The sequence below is a fragment of the Bradyrhizobium sp. cir1 genome (genome assembly GCF_014198245.1).
Lineage (GTDB): Bacteria > Pseudomonadota > Alphaproteobacteria > Rhizobiales > Xanthobacteraceae > Bradyrhizobium.
On record NZ_JACIHE010000001.1, the window covers coordinates 324,703 to 343,039 of the forward strand.

19 protein-coding genes are annotated in these 18,337 nt (G+C 65.0%); 10 read left to right on the forward strand and 9 right to left on the reverse strand.

What is annotated here, in order from left to right:
- Positions 1 to 114: 114 nt before the first annotated feature.
- On the reverse strand, positions 115 to 1,434 hold the full coding sequence (gene rimO, locus GGD63_RS01565) for a 30S ribosomal protein S12 methylthiotransferase RimO (RefSeq protein ID WP_183239149.1): 1,320 nt from the start codon (positions 1,432 to 1,434) through the stop codon (positions 115 to 117).
- 212 nt (positions 1,435 to 1,646) lie between these two features.
- Between rimO and GGD63_RS01570 the strand changes: the two genes are divergently transcribed.
- From GGD63_RS01570 to GGD63_RS01595, 6 genes are all read left to right on the forward strand, one after another.
- On the forward strand, positions 1,647 to 2,210 hold the full coding sequence (locus GGD63_RS01570; RefSeq protein ID WP_183239150.1) for a hypothetical protein: 564 nt from the start codon (positions 1,647 to 1,649) through the stop codon (positions 2,208 to 2,210).
- A gap of 237 nt (positions 2,211 to 2,447) precedes the next feature.
- A complete protein-coding gene (locus tag GGD63_RS01575) occupies positions 2,448 to 3,038 on the forward strand; it encodes an ANTAR domain-containing response regulator (protein WP_124158279.1) in 591 nt (196 codons plus the stop codon).
- The gene (locus tag GGD63_RS01580; protein ID WP_183239151.1) at positions 3,035 to 4,198 is read left to right on the forward strand and encodes a CmpA/NrtA family ABC transporter substrate-binding protein; all 1,164 of its coding nucleotides are present in this window, start codon (positions 3,035 to 3,037) and stop codon (positions 4,196 to 4,198) included. The genes GGD63_RS01575 and GGD63_RS01580 overlap by 4 nt, the downstream gene beginning before the upstream one ends.
- A gap of 337 nt (positions 4,199 to 4,535) precedes the next feature.
- A complete protein-coding gene (locus GGD63_RS01585) occupies positions 4,536 to 6,317 on the forward strand; it encodes a NirA family protein (RefSeq protein ID WP_183239152.1) in 1,782 nt (593 codons plus the stop codon).
- Positions 6,314 to 7,921 (forward strand): sulfite reductase subunit alpha, encoded by a 1,608-nt coding sequence (locus GGD63_RS01590; protein WP_183239153.1) that lies wholly within the window; start codon positions 6,314 to 6,316, stop codon positions 7,919 to 7,921. The genes GGD63_RS01585 and GGD63_RS01590 overlap by 4 nt, the downstream gene beginning before the upstream one ends.
- A gap of 351 nt (positions 7,922 to 8,272) precedes the next feature.
- Entirely contained in the window at positions 8,273 to 8,425 is a 153-nt protein-coding gene (locus tag GGD63_RS01595; protein WP_035666020.1) for a hypothetical protein, read from the forward strand.
- 108 nt (positions 8,426 to 8,533) lie between these two features.
- Here the strand turns inward: GGD63_RS01595 and GGD63_RS01600 are convergent, their stop codons facing one another.
- Genes GGD63_RS01600 through pxpB form a run of 3 tightly spaced genes read right to left on the reverse strand, consistent with a single transcriptional unit; the run spans position 8,534 to position 11,102 of the window.
- Positions 8,534 to 9,304, reverse strand: a complete 771-nt coding sequence (locus GGD63_RS01600) for a LamB/YcsF family protein (RefSeq protein ID WP_183239154.1) — start codon at positions 9,302 to 9,304, stop codon at positions 8,534 to 8,536.
- 32 nt (positions 9,305 to 9,336) lie between these two features.
- The gene (locus GGD63_RS01605) at positions 9,337 to 10,374 is read right to left on the reverse strand and encodes a biotin-dependent carboxyltransferase family protein (protein ID WP_183239155.1); all 1,038 of its coding nucleotides are present in this window, start codon (positions 10,372 to 10,374) and stop codon (positions 9,337 to 9,339) included.
- Positions 10,371 to 11,102 carry a 5-oxoprolinase subunit PxpB gene (gene pxpB, locus GGD63_RS01610; protein ID WP_183239156.1) on the reverse strand — a complete coding sequence of 244 codons (732 nt, stop codon included), beginning with the start codon at positions 11,100 to 11,102 and terminating at the stop codon, positions 10,371 to 10,373. Before pxpB ends, GGD63_RS01605 begins: the two co-directional genes overlap by 4 nt.
- A 260-nt stretch (positions 11,103 to 11,362) precedes the next feature.
- Here pxpB and GGD63_RS01615 point away from each other — a divergent pair, with 260 nt between their 5' ends.
- Both GGD63_RS01615 and GGD63_RS01620 read left to right on the forward strand, forming a co-directional pair.
- Positions 11,363 to 12,061 (forward strand): ribonuclease activity regulator RraA, encoded by a 699-nt coding sequence (locus tag GGD63_RS01615; RefSeq protein ID WP_128951761.1) that lies wholly within the window; start codon positions 11,363 to 11,365, stop codon positions 12,059 to 12,061.
- A gap of 17 nt (positions 12,062 to 12,078) precedes the next feature.
- Positions 12,079 to 12,483, forward strand: coding sequence for a cupin domain-containing protein (locus GGD63_RS01620; RefSeq protein ID WP_183239157.1), 405 nt, complete (start codon positions 12,079 to 12,081; stop codon positions 12,481 to 12,483).
- A gap of 64 nt (positions 12,484 to 12,547) precedes the next feature.
- Here GGD63_RS01620 and GGD63_RS01625 read toward each other — a convergent pair whose 3' ends face one another.
- A complete protein-coding gene (locus tag GGD63_RS01625; RefSeq protein WP_183239158.1) occupies positions 12,548 to 12,904 on the reverse strand; it encodes a hypothetical protein in 357 nt (118 codons plus the stop codon).
- A gap of 179 nt (positions 12,905 to 13,083) precedes the next feature.
- Positions 13,084 to 13,953 (reverse strand): DUF2147 domain-containing protein, encoded by an 870-nt coding sequence (locus tag GGD63_RS01630; RefSeq protein ID WP_183239159.1) that lies wholly within the window; start codon positions 13,951 to 13,953, stop codon positions 13,084 to 13,086.
- Positions 13,954 to 14,180: 227 nt separating this feature from the next.
- On the opposite strand from GGD63_RS01630, the gene GGD63_RS01635 reads away from it, so the two are divergent.
- Complete coding sequence (locus tag GGD63_RS01635) at positions 14,181 to 15,173, forward strand: dienelactone hydrolase family protein (RefSeq protein WP_246785334.1); 993 nt, start codon at positions 14,181 to 14,183, stop codon at positions 15,171 to 15,173.
- 28 nt (positions 15,174 to 15,201) lie between these two features.
- Here the strand turns inward: GGD63_RS01635 and GGD63_RS01640 are convergent, their stop codons facing one another.
- Positions 15,202 to 15,996 carry a transporter substrate-binding domain-containing protein gene (locus GGD63_RS01640; protein WP_183239160.1) on the reverse strand — a complete coding sequence of 265 codons (795 nt, stop codon included), beginning with the start codon at positions 15,994 to 15,996 and terminating at the stop codon, positions 15,202 to 15,204.
- A 114-nt stretch (positions 15,997 to 16,110) separates the two neighbouring features.
- Between GGD63_RS01640 and GGD63_RS01645 the strand changes: the two genes are divergently transcribed.
- On the forward strand, positions 16,111 to 16,608 hold the full coding sequence (locus tag GGD63_RS01645; protein WP_183239672.1) for a DUF1993 family protein: 498 nt from the start codon (positions 16,111 to 16,113) through the stop codon (positions 16,606 to 16,608).
- A 105-nt stretch (positions 16,609 to 16,713) separates the two neighbouring features.
- Here the strand turns inward: GGD63_RS01645 and GGD63_RS01650 are convergent, their stop codons facing one another.
- Both GGD63_RS01650 and GGD63_RS01655 read right to left on the reverse strand, forming a co-directional pair.
- On the reverse strand, positions 16,714 to 17,202 hold the full coding sequence (locus GGD63_RS01650; RefSeq protein WP_183239161.1) for a hypothetical protein: 489 nt from the start codon (positions 17,200 to 17,202) through the stop codon (positions 16,714 to 16,716).
- Positions 17,203 to 17,347: 145 nt separating this feature from the next.
- Positions 17,348 to 18,337 carry a hydroxyacid dehydrogenase gene (locus GGD63_RS01655; RefSeq protein WP_183239162.1) on the reverse strand — a complete coding sequence of 330 codons (990 nt, stop codon included), beginning with the start codon at positions 18,335 to 18,337 and terminating at the stop codon, positions 17,348 to 17,350.

The following is an 18,337-nucleotide window of genomic DNA, read 5'->3' on the forward strand; positions in this document are numbered from 1 at the left end:
AGCCGGGCCGTCGTCCTTCGAGGCTCACTCTACGGCGCGGTTGCGTCGCAGAGCGAGCACCTCAGGATGACGGTGATGGAGCTATCATCGCTACGCTTGCAATGACGGAGTGCTTCAGAACCCCGCGACGCTGCCGTGCAGATCGTACGCGTCGGCGCGCTCGATCTTCGCGGTGACGATCTCGCCGACGCGCAAGGGGCGGCGGCTCGTCAGATAAACCGCGCCGTCGATCTCCGGCGCATCGGCTTTCGAGCGGCCCTTTGCCACCGTCGGGCCGACCTCGTCGATGATGATCTGCTGGCGCGTGCCGACCTTGCGCTTCAGCCGGCGCGCCGAGATCTTCTGCTGGCGGGCCATCAGCGCGTTGTAGCGCTCCTGCTTGACCTCTTCCGGCACGGGATTCTCGATCGCGTTCGACGTCGCGCCGGCGACCGGTTCGTATTTGAAGCAGCCGACGCGGTCGATCTCGGCCTCATCGAGCCAGTCGAGCAGATAGGCGAAGTCGGCATCGGTCTCGCCGGGGAAACCGACGATGAAGGTCGAGCGCAGGGCCAGATCGGGACATTCCTCGCGCCAGCGCTTGATCCGCGCCAGCGTCTTGTCCTGCGCCGCCGGACGCTTCATCGCCTTCAGCACTTCGGGGCTCGCATGCTGGAACGGGATGTCGAGATAGGGCAGCACCGTGCCTTGCGTCATCAGCGCGATGACCTCGTCGACATGCGGGTAGGGGTAGACATATTGCAGGCGGACCCAGGCCCCGAGTTCGCCGAGCTCGCGCGCGAGATCGAGGAATTTGGCGCGGACCTGGCGGTCCTTCCACGGGCTCTCGGCGTATTTGAGATCGACGCCATAGGCCGAGGTGTCCTGCGAGATTACCAGCAGCTCTTTCACGCCGGCGCCGACCAGGCGCTCGGCCTCGCGCAGCACGTCGTTGGCCGGGCGCGAGACGAGGTCGCCGCGCAGTTTCGGGATGATGCAGAAGGTGCAGCGGTTGTTGCAGCCTTCGGAGATCTTCAAATAGGCGTAGTGGCGCGGCGTCAGCTTGATGCCCTGCGGCGGCACCAGGTCGAGATGCGGATTGTGCGCCGGCGGCAGCGCGCGATGCACGGCGTCGAGCACGCTCTCATATTGCTGCGGACCGGTGATGGAGAGCACGCCGGGATAGGCCTGCTCGATCTGCTCGGGTTCCGCACCCATGCAGCCCGTCACGATGACCTTGCCGTTCTCGGCCATGGCCTCGCCGATCGCCGACAGCGATTCCTGCTTGGCGCTGTCGAGGAAGCCGCAGGTGTTGACGATGACGATGTCGGCCCCGTCATGCTTGCGGGCGAGCTCGTAGCCCTCCGCGCGCAGGCGCGTGATGATGCGCTCGGAATCCACCAGTGCCTTGGGACACCCGAGTGACGTGAATGATATGCGCGGCGCTCTGTCCATGTAATCGCCTGGAGGTCTACATCTGAATTGTCAGGATTTGCGGCCCAAGTAATTGAACCCATGAAAAAATTCAACAACTAACGTATGCGGTGCGGTGCTGAAGCGGAAGCTGGTTCCGATCGAGCGTGCTGAGGAACCGAGAGGAATCGCGCCAAACACGCACTTTTTAGTTGCTATTCTGTTTCTTGCTTAGTCCACGGAGCTTTACTGCGATGCGCCGTTTCATCTTCGGCCTGGCCTTCGTTACCGTTTCCTGCGGCGCGATGTTTCCGGCGAAGGCCGAAGTCGACAAGATCATCCATGTCTGCGATCGGCAAGAACGAATGTGTCCGGAATTCAGGCCACGCGTGAAGGCGCCCGATGGGTGGACGAGGGACGAGGCCGCGAGTCTCAAGTACCTCGCCTCGATGTTCGTGCCCAACGGGAAGAGGTTCGGCAACGCCGAAGTGATCATCTATGCCGAAGGCCGCTACAATAAGGATCGGACCGAATTGGTCCAATGGGTCGCATCCAGCGATCGGGATTGGGCGACGACATCCGGCAAGAACGCCAAGATCACCACGCTTCCCTCGGTCAACCCGAAGGTCATCATCAACCGCTACGACAATCCGTCCCTGAAGGACCAGCCGATCGAAGTGATCGCGCATTACGTTGATGTCGACAAGGACGGCAATTCCTACGTCGTGCGGCTGGCGGTCTCCGGCAAGAACGAGAGGGCGGTGTTGGCCGCCGTGCCACTTCTCGACAAGATGATCGTTGGCGCGAAGATTCCGTGATGGCACAAGCCCAGCCGCCGTCGGGCGGCAGTCTTCTTGTGGGAGTGGGCGGGTCAAAAGTTTACATCAGTTGTCTCAGGCACCCCAGCGACACGAAGCTGACCTTGGGCGCAGCCGTCTGATCCATGTCTGATCTGCCTGATTGACCGGCCTGAGCTAGTCCCAATTGCCCATAATTACAACCCTTTGCATGGCCTGCGGGCGTGCTATGGATGAATCAGCTGCCGTGAGTGAGCCATGAGCGCCGAACAGTCGCCCAAAATCGTGATTGTCGACGAGAGCCCGATCCGGGCTGCGATCCTCGAGGAGGGGTTGCGGGAAGCCGGGTTCACCCAGGTCGTCCATATCAGCGAGATGCAGAGCCTCCTGGCCCGTATTTATGCGGTGGACCCCGACATCATCCTGATCGATCTCGAAAACCCCAGCCGTGACGTGCTGGAGGCGATGTTCCAGGTCAGCCGCGCCGTGAAGCGGCCGATCGCGATGTTCGTCGACCAGAGCGATTCAGCCTCGATCCAGGCCTCGGTCGAGGCGGGGGTGTCGGCCTACATCGTCGACGGGCTGAAGAAGGAGCGCATCAAGCCGATCCTCGACCTCTGCGTGTCTCGTTTCAACGCCTTCGCGAAACTCCAGGAGGAGCTCGAGCGCACCAAGTCGCAGCTCGAGGATCGCAAGATCATCGAGCGCGCCAAGGGCATCCTGATGAAGGTGAAGGGCCTCACCGAGGACGAGGCCTATGTGCTGCTGCGCTCGACTGCGATGCGCGAGAAGAAGAAAATCGGCGAGATCGCCCAGTCGATCATCACCGCATCGGAGATGCTGAAATGACTGGACCGCTCCGCATCGGGTTCATCCCGCTGGTCGATGCCGCAGCCCTGATCGTCGCCGTCGACAAGGGCTTCACCGCCGCCGAAGGGCTCGAGGTCGAGCTGGTGCGCGAGGTGTCCTGGTCCAACGTGCGGGACAAGCTCAATATCGGCCTGTTCGACGCGGCACATCTGCTCGCGCCCGTCGCGATCGCGTCCTCGCTCGGGCTCGGCCACGTCAAGGTGCCGATCGCCGCGCCCTTCAATCTCGGCATCAACGGCAATGCGATCACGGTGTCGCCGGCGCTGCATGCGGCGCTGATGGAGGAGATCGACGGCGACCGCTTCGATCCGATGGTCACCGCGAAGGCGCTGGCGAAGGTGGTCGCCAAGCGCCGCAAGGCAGGCGCGGAGCCTTTGACCTTCGGCATGACCTTCCCGTTCTCGACCCACAATTACCAGCTGCGGTTCTGGATGGCGGCGGCCGGCGTCGATCCGGACGAGGACGTGCGCATGGTGGTGCTGCCGCCGCCCTACATGGTCGACAGCCTCGAGAGCGGCCATGTCGATGCCTTCTGCGTCGGCGCGCCCTGGAATTCGGTCGCGGTCGATCTCGGCATCGGGCACATCCTGCATTTTGTCTCCGATATCCTCGTGCGCGCCGCCGAGAAGGTGCTTGCGGTCCGTCAGGTCTGGGCCGACAAGAATCCGGACGTGGTCGCAGCCCTGGTGCGTGCGGCCGTGAAGGGCGCCGAGTTCATCGAGCAGCCTGCGAACCTCACCGAGGCGGCGCGGATTCTGGCGCAGCCCGAGCGGATCGGTGTCGATGCCGAGGTCATCCAGCGGACCCTCACGGGACGCCTGAAGATCTCGCCGGACGGCACCTTCCGCGAAAGCAGCCGTTACCTGCTGGTCGGACGCGAAGGCGCAGGGCGCCCCGAGCCGGTCCAGGCCGCCTGGCTCTACGCCCAGATGGTGCGCTGGGGGCAGACGGCGCTGACGCCCGACGGCGTCAAGACGGCCATGGCTGTGTTCAGACCGGATCTCTACGACGCAGCCGTCGGCCGCCAGCCGCCCACCGAGGCGCCCGCGGCCTTCGGCGCATTCGCCGGACCCGCCTTCGATCCCGACAACATCCGGGGCCACCTCGAGGCCTTCGAGGTCGGCCGCTGGAAGGCCTGATTCGTCCCCTGCATCGTTTTTCAGCAATGGGCGGTAGCGGCTAAATTTTGGGCCGAGTGCTCGAATTTCGTGTGAGTTCCGGGACCGGTGTTTTTCGGGGCTTCCGGTAATCCATTGAAAGATAAAAATTTTCTCTTTCGTAAAAGCTGGCACGCAACTTGTATGTTGCGCTGCGGCCAGCTTGTCATTGGTGCCTGCTGAGCCAAGTCCCACAGCAACGAAGCTGATTGGACCGTCGGGTTGCGAAGCAGGCTTAAGCCGCCAGCTGAGTTCCCCGCGGGTCGCACAATTTTCCGTCGATGCCACCGCGGTGGCCGCAGGAGCTTCGTTACCGACCATGAAAATCGATACGGTCTCAGTCGACTTTACCGACGAGCAGAAACGCTATCTCGAAGGCTTCACGACCGGCCTGCAGATCAGCCGCGTCGGTCGCGGCCTTGGTGGTGGCGGCGGCAAGGCGAATGCCGAGCCGACCGGTCCTGATGCCGTGCACATCAAGGCGCAGGACAAGGTCATCGCAGCAGGCAAGAAGCTCGCCGACCAGGAGAAGTTCAAGCGCGACGAGCATCCTTTCGATGCGTATCCGCGCCTTCGCCAGCAGGCGCTCGACAACACCCCGCCGAGCCCGGCGGACAATTTCCGCTGGCGCTATTACGGCATCTTCTACGTCGCGCCGACGCAGGACTCCTACATGTGCCGCCTGCGCATCCCGAACGGCATCATGAAGCACTGGCAGCTGTCGGGCCTTGCCGATCTCGCCGACGAGCTCTGCGGCCCCTATAGCCATGTCACCACGCGCGCCAATCTCCAGCTGCGTGAGATCCCGCCGAAGCACGCGATCAGAATGATCGAGGGCATCCAGGACCTCGGCCTGTGCTCGCGCGGCTCCGGCGCCGACAACATCCGCAACGTGACGGGAACGCCGACCGCCGGCATCGATCCGCAGGAAATCATCGACACGCGGCCCTATGCGCGCGAGTGGCACTATCACATCCTCAACGACCGCTCGCTCTATGGGCTGCCGCGCAAGTTCAACGTCGCCTTCGACGGCGCCGGCAAGATCGCGGTGCTGGAAGAGACCAACGACATCGCCTTCACCGCCTATGAGGTGAAGGACGGTTTCGGCGTCGAGCCTGGGGTCTGGTTCCGGCTCGGCCTCGGCGGCATCACCGGCCACAAGGATTTTGCGAAATATTCCGGCATCATCGTGAAGCCGGAGGAGGCGACCGCCGTCGCGGACGCCATCGTGCGCGTCTTCATCGATCATGGCGACCGCACCAACCGCAACAAGGCGCGCTTGAAATACGTGCTCGATGCGATGGGCCATGACGGCTTCCTCAAGCTGGTCGAGGAGCGGCTGAAGACGCCGTTCACGCGCGTGCCGGAAGAGGCGTTTCTCCCGCGGCCCGCCGCAGATCGCATGGCCCATATCGGCGTGCACAAGCAGAAGCAGGACGGCCTCAACTGGATCGGCGTGTCGCTGACGCTCGGCAAGCTCAGTTGCGATCAGATGCGCGCCCTCGCCAAGGTTTCGCGCGACCTCGGCGACGGTGAGATCCGCCTGACGGTCTGGCAGAACCTGTTGATCTCGGGCGTGCGCGACGAGAATGTCGAGCTCGCCATTGCCGCGATCAAGCAGACCGGGCTCGCGGTCGAAGCCTCGCACATCCGTGCCGGCCTGATTGCGTGCACCGGCAATGCCGGCTGCCGTTTCGCGGCGTCCAACACCAAGCGCAATGCCGCCGAGATCGGCGACTGGTGCGAGCCGCGCGTCGCCATGGACAAGCCTGTCAACATCCACCTGACCGGATGCCACCATTCCTGCGCGCAGCATTACATCAGCGACATCGGACTGATCGGCGCACGCGTGCCCGTGAACGAGGAGGACACCGTCGAGGGCTATCACCTCTTCACCGGCGGCGGGTTCGGCCCCGATGCCGATGTCGGGCAGGAGGTCTATCACGACCTCAAGGCCGAGGACGTGCCGAAGACGGTCGAGGCGCTGCTCAAGGCCTATCTCGCCCATCGCGCCTCGCCTGATGAAACCTTCCTGTCTTTTGCGCGCCGCCACGACGGCGAAACGCTGCGCAAGCTTGCCGATGCACAGGTGTCCGCATGAACCAGATCACGCCTCCGCCGAAACTCGACATCATTCCCGCCAGCGCGCCGTTCTCCGACGCGCAGCGCTCCTGGCTGAACGGATTCTTTGCCGGACTGCTCTCGCCTGACGTGGCTACGCCCTTGTCGGCAGAGCAGGGCGCGGCCGTCATGCAGGCCGGTGACGGCGACGACGGCGAAGCGCCATGGCACGACCAGACCATGCCGATCGCCGACCGGATGAAGCTCGCGGAAGGCCGTCCCCTGCGCCGCAAGATGATGGCGGCGATGGCGCAGCAGGATTGCGGCCAGTGCGGCTACAATTGCCAGGACTATTCGGAGGCGATTGCGAGCCGCAGCGAAGCGCGGCTCAATCTCTGCGTCCCCGGCGGCAAGGAAACCGCGCGGATGCTGAAGTCGCTCTACGAGGAGCTCGACAAGGCGCCGGCGGCGAAAGCACCCGAGAAGACGAACGCAGTCGCGGCGCCCGCCGTGACCGTGACGATCGCCGAGCCCGGCCGCTCGCGCGACAATCCGACGGAAGCGACGTTCCTGTCGCGGCGTCTTCTCAACAAGGGGAAGTCCGAGAAGGAGACCTATCACATCGAGTTCGATCTCTCCGCGAGCAAGCTCGACTACGTGGTTGGTGACTCTTTCGGCGTGTTCGCGCGCAACGATGTCGGCCTCGTCGACCAGATCATCGCGCTGCTCGGCGCCTCCCACACCACCAAGGTCAACGGCAAGACGCTGCGCGAGGTGCTGATCGACGACGTCTCGCTGTCGCCGGCGCCGGATTCGTTGTTCGAGCTGATCTCCTTCATCACCGGCGGCGCGCAGCGCGAGAAGGCGCGGGCGCTGGCGCAGGGCGAGGATCCCGATGGCGATGCCGCAACCCTCGATGTCATGGCAGCGCTCCAGAAGTTTTCCGGCACGCGTCCGCACCCCGAGGCCTTCGTCGAGGCGCTGGAGCCGCTGCAGCCGCGGCTTTATTCGATCTCGTCCTCGCACAATGCGACGCCGGGCAAACTGTCGCTGACGGTCGATTCCGTGCGCTACGTGATCGGCAAGCGCAAGCGCATCGGCGTCGCCTCGACCTTCCTCGGCGAGCGCATCGCCGAAGGCGAGAAGCTCAAGGTCTACGTGCAGAAGGCGCACGGCTTCGGCCTGCCGCAGGATCCGAAGACGCCCATCATCATGATCGGCCCCGGCACCGGCATCGCACCGTTCCGCGCCTTCCTGCTCGACCGCAAGGCGACCGGCGCGCCCGGCAAGAACTGGCTGTTCTTCGGCCATCAGCGCAGCGACTGCGATTTCTTCTACCAGGAAGAGCTCAATGCGATGAAGACCTCGGGCCAACTGACGCGATTGTCGCTGGCCTGGTCGCGCGACGGCGAGAAGAAGTTCTATGTGCAGGACCGCATGCGCGAGGTCGGCCGCGAATTGTGGACCTGGCTCGCCGAAGGCGCGCATCTCTACATCTGCGGTGATGCCAAGCGCATGGCCAAGGACGTCGAACGTGCGCTGGTCGACATCGTCGCCCAGTTCGGCGCGCGTTCGACCGATGAGGCCGTGAGCTTCGTCGCCGAGCTCAAGAAGACCGGCCGCTTCCAGGCTGACGTCTACTAAGGAAGACCTCGTAGGGTGGGTTAGCCCCGCAGATGCGCGAAGCGCATCTGCGCGGCGTAACCCACCATGCTTCCGCAAATGCGGAGGGAAGTTGGTGGGTTACGCCGTGCGGACTGCGCTTCGCGCAGCCGCAAGGCTAACCCACCCTACACTGTCATCCCTCCGTCATCGTGCCCGGTTCCAACTGGCTCGAATCCTAACGAATAAGATTCTCGGAACCCGCAGGTGAAGAGAATTTGCGCCTGCGATGGGGCCTCCCCGGAGAACCCTCATCGCTATTTCCGCCGCCATCTTGCCTCCCGCCAGGGTTGATCCTTCATACTCCCGCAAATGGGGCGTTGGAGATCGACCATGCGCGAACTATCGGCGGAAGCCAGACTGCACTTCTACGCGCGCTCGCTCTCGCGTCGCACCGGGGCGAGCGCTCATCATCTGGCGCTCTACAGCGCCTTTGCCGTGATCGCCGCGATCGTGTTCGGCACGCTGTCGGTGCACCCGTTCTGAATCGTCGTTCGGGGGCGGCGAAGCCGAACCCGGAACCTCGAGATTCTCAGGTGCGCAATTGCGCACCATAGTCTGATGCTTCGCATCATCCCGGAATGACGACAATTCTCACGCCCCGCGCTTGAACGGCGCCACCTCGATCCCGGCTTCCTTCAACGCCTGACGCAGCGTCCGCGCGATCTCGACCGCGCCGTGTGTATCGCCATGGATGCAGACCGTGTCCGTCCGCATCTTGATGACCTTTCCCGTCACCGACACCACCGCGCCGTCCTGCACCATGCGCACCACGCGCTCCGCGATCACTTTCGCATCATGCAGCACCGCGCCGGGCTTCTTGCGCGAGACGAGGTTGCCGTCATCCTCATAGGCGCGGTCGGCGAACACCTCGTGCACCATCGGCAGGTTGGCCGCTTCGCCGGCCTTCACCAGCTTCGAATTGGCGAGCACGACGAAGATCAGGCTGGGATCGACCGCCCTGATGCCGGCGGCGATCGCCTTCGCCGTCATGTCGTCCTCGCAGGCGACGTTGGAGAGTGCACCATGCGCCTTCACATGCGTGACCTTGTGGCCGGCCGCGGTCGCGATCGCCTGCAGCGCGCCGATCTGGTAGGCGACGAGGTTCTCGATCTCGGAGGCTTTCAGCCCCGCGATCGGATGCCGGCCGAAGCCGTGCAGGTCGCGATAGCCGGGATGCGCGCCGACCGAGACGCAGCGCGCTTTCGCAAGCTCCACCGTCCGGCGCATGATGTCGGGGTCGCCGGCGTGGAAGCCGCAGGCAACGTTGACCGAGCTTGCGAGGTCGATCATCGCGGCGTCGTTGCCCATCTCCCACGCGCCAAACCCTTCGCCGAGGTCGCAATTGAGATCGATCGTCTTCATGGGTTGCTCTCCGCCTCTGGTCTCGTTGCCGCTTACGGTTCCGCCGTGACCTGCCAGGTTCCGGCGTCGACCGCGCTCACCGCGTAGCCGGCAACGTTAGCATCGCTGAGCGCCTCGATGTTGAGTTCGACGGTGTCGGAGGAGCGCAGGCGGTCGGGGAGGGTGCGGATCAGTTGGGCGAACTTGCGCGCCTCGTCCTGCGCCTCCGCCATGCTGACCTGCTTGAAGCGGAACGCGGTTCCCGCCGAGGTCTGCGCCAGGCGGCCCACATCGGCCGTGATCACGGTTGCGATCTTCGGATAGCCGCCGGAGGTGCCGCGGTCCATCATCAGCGCGATCGGCGAGCCGTTGCCGGGCACCTGGATGCTGCCGTTGACCGTGCCGTCGGAGACGATGTTGTGGCCGTGCAGGTGCTTGATCGCGGGGCCTTCAAGCCGGTAGCCCATGCGGTCTGACGTCGCCGAGATCTTCCACTCGCTACCTAAGAACAGCGCCTTGTTGGCGTCGTCGAACTCGTCGTCCTGCGGCCCGAGCAGCACGCGGATCGGTCCGCTCACCGGTTTCGGCAGCTCGATCCGCAGCTCCGGTGCGCCGCTTGCGGCCTCGACGGTGAATTCGTCGCCAGCCTGGAGCGGGCGCGGGTAGGGACTGCCGAGACCGGCACGGGCATTCACCGCAAGGCTGCCGAACACCGGCTCGCCCTTGATACCGCCTTCGATCGCCAGATAAGTGAACGCGCCACCGCGAGCGAAACCCAGCGTCAGCGTCTCGCCGTCCTTCAGCGTCACCGATGTGTCCATCGCCACCGGCCGCCCGGCGACATCGGCGTTGCGCGGTGCCCCGGCGATCGCCACGCGGACGGTGCCATCCTTCGCAGTGAACGTCGCGCCGAACGGGCCGATCTCGACAGCGGCCGCTAACGGCTCATTGCCGACCAGCGTGTTGGCCGCTGCGAGCGACAGGCGGTCCATCGCCCCGCTGACTGTCAGGCCGTAGCGTTGCGCACCATGGCGGCCGCCGTCCTGGACCGAGCTGGCAGGGCCAATGCTGGCAACAATAAGCCGGCTCATGCGACCACCTGCTCGGCGACGATCTCGCCGGCCTCGGCGGCGCGGTCCATGTCCTCGAACGTCTTGTGGTCGATGGCGAAAAACGTCACGCGATCACCGGGTTCGGTGAGGAAGGTCGGATTGCGGTGGAGCTGATAGGTTCTGACAGGCGTGCGGCCGAGCAGGTGCCAGCCGCTCGGGGCGGCCAGGCACTGGATGCCGGCCTGGATGCCGCCGATCGAGATCGTGCCGGCGGGCGTCAGCAGCCGCGGCGACTGCCGCCGCGACATGTGCAGGGATTTGTCGAGGCCGCTGAGATAGGACCAGCCCGGCGTGAAGCCGATCATGGCGACCTTGTAGTCGCCACCGATGTGCCGGGCGATGATGTCATCCGGCGTGGTGTTGAGCGTCTTGGCGACATCCTCGAGGTCGATGCCATGTTCGCCGCCATAGGCGACGGGAATGCGCCAGCGGCGCGCCTTGGTGGCTGGCGGCAGCGGCCGGGTGGCGATCGGGAGGATCTTCTCGCCGAGCGCGTCGAAGCCGATCTTGCCGGGGTCGTAATGCACCAGCAGTGAGCGATAGGTCGGCACGGTCTCGGTGATGCCGTCGATGGGGCTCGCTGCGAGTGCCTTGTCGAGCGCCAGCACGCGCTGGTTGGCGGTATCATCGATGGTGCGGCTGAACTCGACCGTGACGGCACTGTCGCCACTGGGCAGGAGGCGGGGCGGGGGAAGCGTCGCGGCCATTGAGCTGTCAAAGCGCTGTCGAAATCGGGCTTCTCAGGAAACGCGGGCTCAGCGTTGAGTTCCGCGTGTCCCTGCTTCGCGTAAATGCGCCCGCAAGTCCAATAAATTAATGCAGGGGTCCGCGATAAAGCCTTGTTATCGCGTCGCATAATGGCGCTGCGGCCCTGCATTCTTGTGGGTCTTTTGGCCCTTGACGCAAAGGCTGCGGCTCGCAAGATGCGCGCGTTATTTTCCCGCCTATCCGGAGCTCGTTCTCGTCCATGTCGCTGTCCCCCGAAGCCCGCAAGACCCTCGCCGGCATCACCACTGCCACCATCACCACGGTCCTGCTGAAAAAGGGCCTGCGCAACGTGTGGATGCGCGGCGCGCGTCCGCTGCGCCCGGGCCTGCCGCGCCTGGTGGGGCCTGCCTTCACGCTGCGCTTCGTGCCGGCGCGCGAGGATCTGGCGACGCCGGAATCCTGGTCGTCGCCGATCTCGACGCGCACCGCGATCGAGGCGATGCCGGAGGGCTGCATCGCCGTGGTCGACGCCATGGGCATCACCGATGCCGGCATCTTCGGCGACATCCTCTGCGCCCGCATGATGAAGCGCGGCGTCACCGCGCTGGTCACCGACGGCGTCGTGCGTGACGTCGAGGGCGTGCTCGGCACCAACCTGCCGGTGTGGTGCGACGGCTACGCCGCGCCGCCGTCGGTTGCGGGCCTGACCTTCGTCGGCTGGGGCGAGCCGATCGGCTGCGGCGGCGTTGCGGTATTCCCGAACGACATCGTGGTCGCCGATCAGGACGGCTGCGTGCTGATCCCGCAGGCGATGCTCGACCACGTCCTTGCCGAGGGCGTCGAGCAGGAGCGGATGGAAGCCTGGATCGTCAACGAGGTGAACAACGGCGCCGTGCTGCCGGGCCTCTATCCCATGAACGCCGAAACCAAGGCGCGTTACGCCGCCAGCAAGAAGTAACGGAAGCGAGGACCCCCATGGAGATCACCGTCGCAGGCACGCGGCCGACCCGCCGCGCGCCCAAGGAACACTTCACCGGCACGGTGTGGCAGGACCCCGTCATCATGGCGCCCGCGCCGGCACGGCTGAACTGCTCGCGCGTGGCGTTCGAGCCGGGCGCACGCACCAATTGGCACCACCATCCGCTCGGGCAGACGCTCTACGTCATCTCCGGCGTTGGCCGCATCCAGTCCAAGGGCGGGCCGATCCGCGAGATCCGCCCCGGCGACACTGTCTGGATTCCGCCGGGCGAACTGCACTGGCACGGGGCCTCGCCGACCAACGGCATGTGCCACATCGCCATGCAGGAAGCACTCGACGGCGTCTATTCGACCTGGCTCGAGCCGGTGACCGACGCGGAATACGGCGCAGCGGCGGGCTAATTTGCGTGCCCCGGGCAAGACGCATCGCCCTTGGCGATGCGTGGCCGAGCCGGGACACGGCGACTTACATCCTTTGCGCCGTCCACGTGCCTGTGCATATGGCGCCGCGCCAGGTGCCGGAGCCCGAGGTGCCGCTGAGGTGACCGAAGCCGACCGCGCGCTTGATGCCGCTGCTCAAGGTGACGTTGATGCTGCCGGCATCCGCCACGCGACCGGAGGCGTTCACGGTGGCGCTGCTTGATGCAATCTGACCGTTGTTGATGCCGATCGCGACGGTTGCGCCATTGCCGCAGGTCTCGCTCGATGACGAGATCCGGACATTCCATGTGCCGTCGAAAGTGTTGGTCGCAGCACCGGCCTGCGTCAGCGGGAGAGCGATGGCGAGAAGGGTAACGAAGAGTCCTTTGCGAATGCCGTTCATGGCACGCCCCTGTGGTTGACCATGCAGGGGAACGTGGCACGGCGCGCGGAACCGGCGATGTGAGAGGCGTCACGCCTGCAGCAGGCTCTGTGAGGTGGCGCACGTCGTCATGACACGCGGACAAAGCAAAGGGGCCCGGATCGCGGGCCCCTTGTTTGGTCAGAGCGTCGAAACCGAACTCAGTTCACGCGCGTCCAGGTCTGGCCGCCGCAAAACATGCCGCCGAAGGCGCAGCCCTGCACGCGCAGCCTGTCCGTGCCCTTCATGGAGATCGTGGAGTCGTATGTCGATCCGCTGTTGGGATCGAGGATGCGGCCGGACCATTTCTGGTCCTTGCCGGGCTTCATGTTGATCAGGACCTGCTCGCCGTTCTGGTTCGATTTGCTATCGACCGAATAGCCGCAGAGATTGCTGCCGCACTGCTCGATGCGGACCTTGCCTTCCTTCTCCTCGGTGAGCCAGACGCCGAGCGGTGAATTGAGATCACGCGTGGGCGCGGCTGCCGGAGCGGGCGGGGCGACCGCGGCGGATTGAACGGGAGCGGGGGCCGGAGCCGGTGGCGGAGGTGGCGCCGGCGGTGCAACGGCCACAGCGGCCGGCGGCGGTGCTGCGGGAGCCGCCTGCTGCTGGACGGGAGCAGGGGCCGGAGGCGGTGCGGGAGGAGGCGCGACAGCCGTATCAGCCGGCGCAGCGGTGGCGGTCGCCGGCTGCGGTGCGGGTGGCGCGGGAGGCGGTGCGGCCACGACGGGCGCGGGGGACTGCACGGCCGCGGGAGGCGCTGCTGCGGCGGCAGGTGGAGGCGCCGGTGCAGCCGGCGTTTGCGGCTCGACCGTCGCTTGCTGCGGCGCCTGCTGGCCTGGGCTCGTCTCGTTCTTCTTGGCCTTCTTGGCCTTGCCCTGGCCGGTGTTGTCGTACACGCCGGGAATCTGCACGGTGCCGCGGTCGGGATCGATGCGGATGGTGCGCCCGCCATATTCGAAGGTGTACTGCGCCTGCGCAGCAGTGCTCGCCAACAAAAGGAATGCGGCCGTGGCCACCAGCTTCCTCATTTCCATCTCCTGAACAGGTGGTCCCCGCACCGACGCTTACGCGCCGGCTCGATCGCAAAAAGTGATCTAGATCACTGTTGTCCGTATGAGTCGTCCTCCCTCCGGTTCCGGTTCAATAACGCGGAAGTCGGTCCACAGTTGGGCGGGCTTGGCCGTTCGGTGGCGCAGGGGGCTTGCCTGGACGATCCGTGCTGATTGAATATACTCGATGGTGCACGCTGACGGAGATGCTGATCATGCTGCGACGATCTTGCGTAGTGATGCTCATCGCGGCGTGTTGTCTGGTCGCGACTGCGGTGCAGGCGGCCGGGCTCCGCTTTCTCGACGTGCCGGCCGATGCGGGCGGGCCTGCACTGAAAGGCATGGTCTCGACACCTTGCGCGGCATCGCCCTCGGAGGTCGCGTTGGGCGCGGGTCTCGCCTTGCCGGGCGTCAAGGATTGTCCGATCGCGGGCAGCCGACTCCCGCTGATCGTTGTATCGCACGGGAGGCGCGGCTCGTATCTCAGTCACGTCGATACCGCGACGGCGCTGGCCGATGCCGGTTTCGTGGTCGCGGCTATCAACCACCCGGGCGACACCGCCAGGGACACCAGCCGGACCGATGAGTTCTCCGTGCTGGTCGAGCGTCCCGCCGACATGAAGCGATTGACCGATTTCATGCTCGGCGCCTGGACGGAAGCTGGGGCTCTCGACCCCAAGCGGGTCGGCCTGTTCGGTTTCTCGCGCGGCGCCTATACCGGTCTCGTCGTAATCGGCGGCAATCCCGATTTCGGCGCGCTTGCTCCGCTTTGCGACAAGGAAGGGGCGACAACGCCGAAATGCCGGGCCATTCGCGATGGGCGCGTACCAACTGAAGCGGCCGTACACGACTCCCGCGTGAGAGCGGCCGTGCTGGCGGATCCGCCCCTTTATGAGGGGCTCTTCAACCGGGATCGCCTCGCCAATGTGACGATCCCGCTTCTCTTATGGCGTTCGGCGCTCGGCGGTGACGGCGTCGTGCCCGCTTCGGTCGATGCGCTCGAGCAAATGCTTCCCGCGCGTCCCGACTTCCGGATCGTGCCGAACTCGTCGCACTTTTCCTTTCTTGCGCCATGTCCAGCTAAGCTGGCCGAAGCCGCGCCGATCCTGTGCACCGACCCGGCCGGGTTCGACAGGAAAGCGTTTCACGACACCTTCAACGACGCAGTCGTGAGCTTCTTCCGCAAGCATCTGGAGTGACGGACGAGATCGGCCGCCGGTCGCGCCGCTAGTCGAACCAGGCGGCGTAGATCTTCTTGTAGCTGCCGTCTTCCATGGAAATGTGCAGCCACTGGTCGACGAAGGCCTTGAGCGCCATGTCGCGCTGCAGCCAATAGGCTTTCTCGGAGAAATCGAACGGCTTTTCCGGATGCACCGCACAGAGCACGCCTTGATGCTGCTTCTGCTGGTAGCGCGTCTCGGAGGCGTCGGTCATCATCAGATCGGCGTTGCCCTTGGCGATCTCGTCGAAGATCACGGTGTTGTCGGCGAAGACGGTGATGTCGGCGTCCTTGATGTTGGCGCGCGCGAAGCGTTCGTTGGTGCCGCCGGGATTGACAATGACGCGGGTGCCCTTCTTGTCGATATCAGGGAGCGTCTGGTACTTGCCGACGTCGGCGCAGCGCGCGATCGGCGTCTTTCCCTCGCGCATGATCGGTGCCGAGAAGAAACCCTTCCTCTGCCGGTCGAGCGTCACCGACACGCCGCCCATGGCGATGTCGAACTGGTCGGCCTCGAAATCCTTCATCAGCTTCGGCCAGGCCGTCGGCACGAACTCGACCTTGACGCCGAGTGCCTTGCCCAGCGCCTCCGCCATGTCGACGTCGAAGCCAGAGAACTGCTGGGTGGTCTTGTCGAGATAAATGAAGGGCTTGTAGTCACCGGTCATGCCGACGCGCAAGGTGCCGCGCTTAATGATCTCGTCGAGGCGCGAGGGCGCCGCCTGCTGGGCGTGGGCCGAAAGGTTCATCAGCAGCGCCACGGCCAAAGCCGCCAGAATTCGAACGGATATTCGAACGGTCATCTCTTTTCCACCCATGCCCGAGCTGTCATTGTGCAGCTCCTCTGATTTGGATTTAGACCGGATGCCCGTCGCTGGCGAGGCGGAATTGAAAGGAAGCTTGGGGTGACGATTTCGATGTACGAGGCCTTGGTTGGCCTCTTCGTGCCGTATCTGCGCAACCTGTCCGTCCTGCTCGACAAGGGCGTGGCCTATGCCGAGGCCCGCAAGTTCAATCCCGCGGTGCTGCTCGGCATGCGCCTTGCGCCGAACATGTACGATCTGGCGCAGCAGGTCGGCGAGGCCTGCCGCCACGCCACGGTCGCGCCGGCCCTGCTGGCGCAGCACGATCCCGTGGCGCTGCCGGCGCTGGAGCACGACATGGCCGGGCTGCAGGCGCGCATCGCGACCTCGATCGAGTTCATCGAGAGCCTGCCGCGCGCGACGATCGATGCGGCGGCGGAGCAGAACGTCTTCTTCAGGCTGAAGAACGGCACCGAGCTGCCGTTCACAGGGCGGACGCTGCTGCTGACGTTCAGCGTTCCGCAGTTCTTCTTTCACGTTACGACCGCCTACGACCTGTTGCGGCACGCCGGCGTCGAGCTCGTGAAGAAGGATTATCTCGGAAGGAAGTAAGTCCTAAAGCGCGATGGGATCTGGATGAATCGTCATCGCGCTTTGGGTTGTTGTTTACGCATGATCTTTTTCGGAAAACCGCTTCGCACTTTTCCGGATCATGCTTCAGGCTTCGCCCTTGCGCTCGTAATCGGCGAGCGAGCTGCGGCCGGCGATCTCGCTGCGCAGCAGCTCGAAGCGCCTGTTCGCCTCTTCCTCATGCGCATCGACGAAGCGCACGGCGGCCTCGCTCGTCATCGGACCGCTGACGACGGGCGCGGACTGCTCGCCGATGGTCTCGTGGACGTAGTACTGGCCGTCATCGCCGCGATGAACCGTCCATTTGAGACGGATCGCCACCATCGGCCCCGGTCCGACCTTGCTGTAGCCGTCGGCATCGGTGTGCTCCGGCACCAGCGGCTGTTCCTCGACGACGGGATGCTCGTGCTCGGCGACCACCGGATGCTCGTCAGCGGCGGCTGGATGTTCTTCGACGACGGAATCCTCTTCAGCGGCCGGCGTCTCGGTGTCGCGGACGACGAGAACGGGCTCGGGGTTCTCCAGGATGCTGGCGATGGTCGCCAGCGCATGGTCGGTCGGGTCGATCTCTGACAAGGGTCCATCCTCCAGCTCGACGCGGACGGCAGGTCTGTCCCACTGCCGCCGCGGCCGGGAACATTAGGCGCGTTTGATTAAGGCTGAGTTGGGGCCCGATCTGCACCAAAATGGGACGCTTTCTGGCGTCCCGCAGGCGGTTGGGTCAGCTGAGCACGTCCTGATTGATGACGTTCTGCCTGATGGGATCGCCGTCCAGAGCGCTCAGGATGTTGTGCGCGGTCTGCTCGCTCATGCGCTGGACCGCCTCGACCGTGACGCCGGCGACGTGCGGCGCCATGATGACGTTGGGCAGCGCGAACAGCGCGTTGCTGACCGGCGGCGGCTCCACCTCGAACACGTCGAGGCCGGCGCCGGCGAGCTTTCCGGACGTCAGCGCGTCGTGCAGCGCCGCTTCCTTCACGATGCCGCCGCGCGCGGTGTTGATGAGGTAGGATCTCGGCTTCATGCGCCCGATCCGCGCCGCATCGAACAGGCCGACGGTCTCCGGCGTCTTCGGGCAGTGGATGGTGACGAAATCGGCGTGAGGCAGCACGGCGTCGAGGTCAGTGACCGGCTCGCATCCGGCCGCCTTGATATCGGCAGCGGGTTTGTAGGGGTCGTGGACCTGCACCTTCATCTCGAACGCCAGGCAGCGCCTGGCGGTGCGACTGCCGATGCGGCCGAAGCCGATGACGAGCACGGTCTTGCCGTAGAGGTCGAATGGCAGCATGCCGAGCCGGTCGGCCCATGTGCCGTCCCTGACGCAGGAATGCAGCTCCTGTGCGCGCTTGGCGAGCGTCAGCATCATGAACAGCGCCGCTTCCGCGACCGAGGGCGAGTTGGCGCTGCCCGCCACCATCAGCGGCACCTTGCGGCGGGAGAGGGCGGGTACATCGACGGCGTCGTAGCCGACGCCGATACGGGTCACCACCTTCATGTCTTTGGATGCCTCGAGCTCGGTCTCGCCGAAGGCGGTGGCGCCTAACGCCACGCCATGGACCGGCGCATGGCTCTTCAGCAGGGCCTCGAAGTCCTTGGCCGAGATCAGGTTGGAAAACTCGACGAGCTCGATATCGTCCCGCTGGGTGAGGAGGGCGCGTGCCCCTTGCGACAAAGTTTGGGTAACGAAAATCTTCTTCTTGTTGGTCGCCAT

Bases quoted from the DNA above. Each gene is read 5' to 3' on its own strand.
- rimO (WP_183239149.1), bottom strand. From the start codon at position 1,434: ATGGACAGAGCGCCGCGCATATCATTCACGTCACTCGGGTGTCCCAAG.
- GGD63_RS01570 (WP_183239150.1), top strand. From the start codon at position 1,647: ATGCGCCGTTTCATCTTCGGCCTGGCCTTCGTTACCGTTTCCTGCGGC.
- GGD63_RS01575 (WP_124158279.1), top strand. From the start codon at position 2,448: ATGAGCGCCGAACAGTCGCCCAAAATCGTGATTGTCGACGAGAGCCCG.
- GGD63_RS01580 (WP_183239151.1), top strand. From the start codon at position 3,035: ATGACTGGACCGCTCCGCATCGGGTTCATCCCGCTGGTCGATGCCGCA.
- GGD63_RS01585 (WP_183239152.1), top strand. From the start codon at position 4,536: ATGAAAATCGATACGGTCTCAGTCGACTTTACCGACGAGCAGAAACGC.
- GGD63_RS01590 (WP_183239153.1), top strand. From the start codon at position 6,314: ATGAACCAGATCACGCCTCCGCCGAAACTCGACATCATTCCCGCCAGC.
- GGD63_RS01595 (WP_035666020.1), top strand. From the start codon at position 8,273: ATGCGCGAACTATCGGCGGAAGCCAGACTGCACTTCTACGCGCGCTCG.
- GGD63_RS01600 (WP_183239154.1), bottom strand. From the start codon at position 9,304: ATGAAGACGATCGATCTCAATTGCGACCTCGGCGAAGGGTTTGGCGCG.
- GGD63_RS01605 (WP_183239155.1), bottom strand. From the start codon at position 10,374: ATGAGCCGGCTTATTGTTGCCAGCATTGGCCCTGCCAGCTCGGTCCAG.
- pxpB (WP_183239156.1), bottom strand. From the start codon at position 11,102: ATGGCCGCGACGCTTCCCCCGCCCCGCCTCCTGCCCAGTGGCGACAGT.
- GGD63_RS01615 (WP_128951761.1), top strand. From the start codon at position 11,363: ATGTCGCTGTCCCCCGAAGCCCGCAAGACCCTCGCCGGCATCACCACT.
- GGD63_RS01620 (WP_183239157.1), top strand. From the start codon at position 12,079: ATGGAGATCACCGTCGCAGGCACGCGGCCGACCCGCCGCGCGCCCAAG.
- GGD63_RS01625 (WP_183239158.1), bottom strand. From the start codon at position 12,904: ATGAACGGCATTCGCAAAGGACTCTTCGTTACCCTTCTCGCCATCGCT.
- GGD63_RS01630 (WP_183239159.1), bottom strand. From the start codon at position 13,953: ATGAGGAAGCTGGTGGCCACGGCCGCATTCCTTTTGTTGGCGAGCACT.
- GGD63_RS01635 (WP_246785334.1), top strand. From the start codon at position 14,181: ATGCTGATCATGCTGCGACGATCTTGCGTAGTGATGCTCATCGCGGCG.
- GGD63_RS01640 (WP_183239160.1), bottom strand. From the start codon at position 15,996: ATGACCGTTCGAATATCCGTTCGAATTCTGGCGGCTTTGGCCGTGGCG.
- GGD63_RS01645 (WP_183239672.1), top strand. From the start codon at position 16,111: ATGTACGAGGCCTTGGTTGGCCTCTTCGTGCCGTATCTGCGCAACCTG.
- GGD63_RS01655 (WP_183239162.1), bottom strand. From the start codon at position 18,337: ATGGCGACCAACAAGAAGAAGATTTTCGTTACCCAAACTTTGTCGCAA.